Origin of the sequence: Inquilinus limosus MP06, assembly GCF_000767795.1 — a bacterium.
In the GTDB taxonomy this organism is placed as follows: Bacteria; Pseudomonadota; Alphaproteobacteria; order DSM-16000; family Inquilinaceae; genus Inquilinus; species Inquilinus limosus_E.
In genome coordinates this window covers 1-2,796 of record NZ_JANX01000701.1, presented here as the reverse complement: position 1 = coordinate 2,796, position 2,796 = coordinate 1, and the positions used below count along the sequence as shown (strand labels likewise).

The 2,796-nt window shown below is 69.0% G+C and carries 2 protein-coding genes; both read left to right on the top strand.

All coding sequences use genetic code 11. From position 1 onward, the window contains the following. Window positions 1-197: 197 nt before the first annotated feature. Window positions 198-2,348 (top strand): acetate--CoA ligase family protein, encoded by a 2,151-nt coding sequence (locus P409_RS31075; protein WP_052121605.1) that lies wholly within the window; start codon window positions 198-200, stop codon window positions 2,346-2,348. Between the two features lie 219 nt (window positions 2,349-2,567). Beyond that, the coding region (locus tag P409_RS31070) for an ATP-grasp domain-containing protein (protein WP_034845352.1) at window positions 2,568-2,796 on the top strand (229 nt) is incomplete at its 3' end.

Here is a 2,796-nt window from a genome sequence, read left to right as displayed (position 1 = left end):
GGGCCAGGCCTCGACAAAATCCCCTCACCCGGAGCCGCTTCGCGTCTCCGACCTCTCCCGCAAGCGGGAGAGGCGATAGGAGAAACAACCGATTGACCGACGGCCTGGCCGTCGACCCGAACCTATTGCGACACCCGACCGGGCAGCCTCAGGTGGGTCCGGTCCTCCCCCACATCCTTTGCTGAGCGAGGACCGCCATGAATGGCCATGTCGACGTCCTGGACGATGCCCGGACGACCGCCCGCCGCATCCTTGACGCCGTGAAGCGGGACGGGCGCACCAGCCTGACCGCCCCCGAGGCCCGCGCGCTGTGCGAGGCCTGGCAGATCCCGATCCCGAAGGAGGCGCTGGCCACCACGGCCGACGAGGCGGCGGCCCAGGCCGCGGCGATCGGCTTCCCGGTGGTGCTGAAGATCGTCTCGCCGCAGATCCTGCACAAGACCGAGGCCGGCGGCGTGCTGGTCGGCGTCAAATCGGCCGAGGACGTGCGCGCCGGCTTCAAGCGCATCGTCGAGAGCGCCGGCCGCTACGACCCGAAGGCCGAGATCCTCGGCGTCCAGGTCCAGCAGATGCTGGTCGGCGGGCAGGAGGTGATCGTCGGCGCGGTCACCGACCCCAGCTTCGGCAAGCTGGTGGCCTTCGGCCTCGGCGGCGTGCTGGTCGAGGTGCTGAAGGACATCACCTTCCGCCTGGCCCCGGTCGACCATGACGAGGCGCTGTCGATGCTGGACGGCATCCAGGCCGCGGCGGTGCTGCACGGCGTGCGCGGCGCGCCGCCGGTCGACCGCACGGCGCTGGCCCAGCTGATCGTCCAGGTCTCGCGCCTGGTCGACGCGGTGCCGGAGATCGTCGAGCTCGACCTCAACCCGGTCTTCGCCCGCACCGACGGAGCCATCGCCGCGGATGTCCGCGTGGTCGTCGACTTCGAGGAGAAGGCCCCTCGGCCGCGGCCGGCGAAGGACGCCATCCTGGCCAAGATGAACCGGATCATGCGGCCCGACGCGGTCGCCGTGATCGGCGCCTCGGCCGAGGACGGCAAGATCGGCAACTCGGTGATGAAGAACCTGATCAACGGCGGCTACAAGGGCAAGATCTATCCGATCCACCCGAAGGCCACCGAGATCCTGGGGCTCAAGGCCTATCCCAGCGTCAAGGACGTGCCGGGCGACATCGACGTCGCGGTGTTCGCGATCCCGGCCAAGTTCGTGGCCCAGGCGTTGACGGAGGTCGGCGAGAAGAAGATCCCGGGCGCGGTCCTGATCCCCTCCGGCTTCGCCGAGACCGGCAACCATGAGGGCCAGGAGGAGATCATCGCCATCGGCCGGAAATACGACATCCGCCTGATGGGGCCGAACATCTACGGCTTCTATTACACGCCCAAGAATCTGTGCGCGACCTTCTGCACGCCCTTTGATGTTCAAGGCCGTGCGGCCTTGTCCTCGCAATCCGGCGGCATCGGCATGGCGATCATCGGCTTCAGCCGGTCGACCAAGATGGGTGTCTCGGCCATCGTCGGCCTCGGCAACAAGTCGGACATCGACGAGGACGACCTGCTGACCTTCTTCGAGCAGGACGACGCGACCGACGTGATCGCGATGCATCTGGAGGACCTGAAGGACGGCCGCGCCTTCGCCGAGGTGGCGAAGGAGGTGTCGAAGAAGAAGCCGGTGGTGGTGCTGAAGGCGGGGCGCACCTCGCTCGGGGCGCGGGCGGCCAGCTCGCACACCGGGGCGCTGGCCGGCAACGACAAGGTCTATGACGACGTGCTCCGGCAGTCCGGCGTGATCCGCGCCAAGAGCCTGCAGGACCTGCTGCAATTCGCCCGCGGCATCCCGGTGCTGCCGGCGCCGAAGGGCGAGAACGTGGTCATCATCACCGGCGCCGGCGGCTCGGGCGTGCTGCTGTCGGATGCCTGCGTCGACAACGGCCTGTCGCTGATGGCGATGCCGCCGGACCTCGACGCCGCCTTCCGCAAGTTCATCCCGCCCTTCGGCGCCGCCGGCAACCCGGTCGACATCACCGGGGGCGAGCCGCCGACCACCTATCGCAACACGGTGAAGCTGGGGCTGGAGGACGACCGCATCCACGCGCTGATCCTCGGCTACTGGCATACCATCATCACGCCGCCGATGGTGTTCGCGAAGGTGATCACCGAGGTGGTGGACGAGATGCGGGCCAAGGGCATCAACAAGCCGATCGTGGCCTCGCTGGCCGGCGACGTGCAGGTCGAGGAGGCGGCGCAATACCTCTACGACCACGGCATCGTCGCCTACCCGTACTCGACCGAGACGCCGGTCGCGGTGCTGGGCGCCAAGTACCGCTGGGCCCGCGCCGCCGGGCTGCTGTGAACCAGGCATAGGCGCAGGGCGGGAGCGGTTCCGGGCCTCGGCACCGCTCCCCCTCACCCGAAATCGCCAGGGCGATTTCGACCTCTCCCCAAGGAGAGGTGATTTTCCCTCTCCTCGGGGAGAGGGAGGGGCCTGCCGCATCGGCGGCGGGAGGGTGAGGGGGGAGGGGTGTCGACCGTCCGAACCGCCCTCGAACCGGCATCGCAGGAAGGGCAGGGAATGAACATCCACGAGTATCAGGCGAAGGGGCTCTTGGGGCGCTATGGCGTGCCGGTGCCGCGCGGCGGGGTGGCGTACACGCCGGAGGAGGCGGTGCGTGTGGCGGAGGGTCTCGGCGGCAGCGTGTATGTCGTCAAGGCGCAGATCCATGCGGGCGGCCGGGGCAAGGGCCACTTCCAGGAGGACCCGTCGGGCAAGGGCGGGGTCCGGGTGGTGAAGTCGACGGCAG

Excerpts from the sequence above, each read along its gene's own strand:
- P409_RS31075 (WP_052121605.1), top strand. The coding sequence starts at position 198 with ATGAATGGCCATGTCGACGTCCTGGACGATGCCCGGACGACCGCCCGC.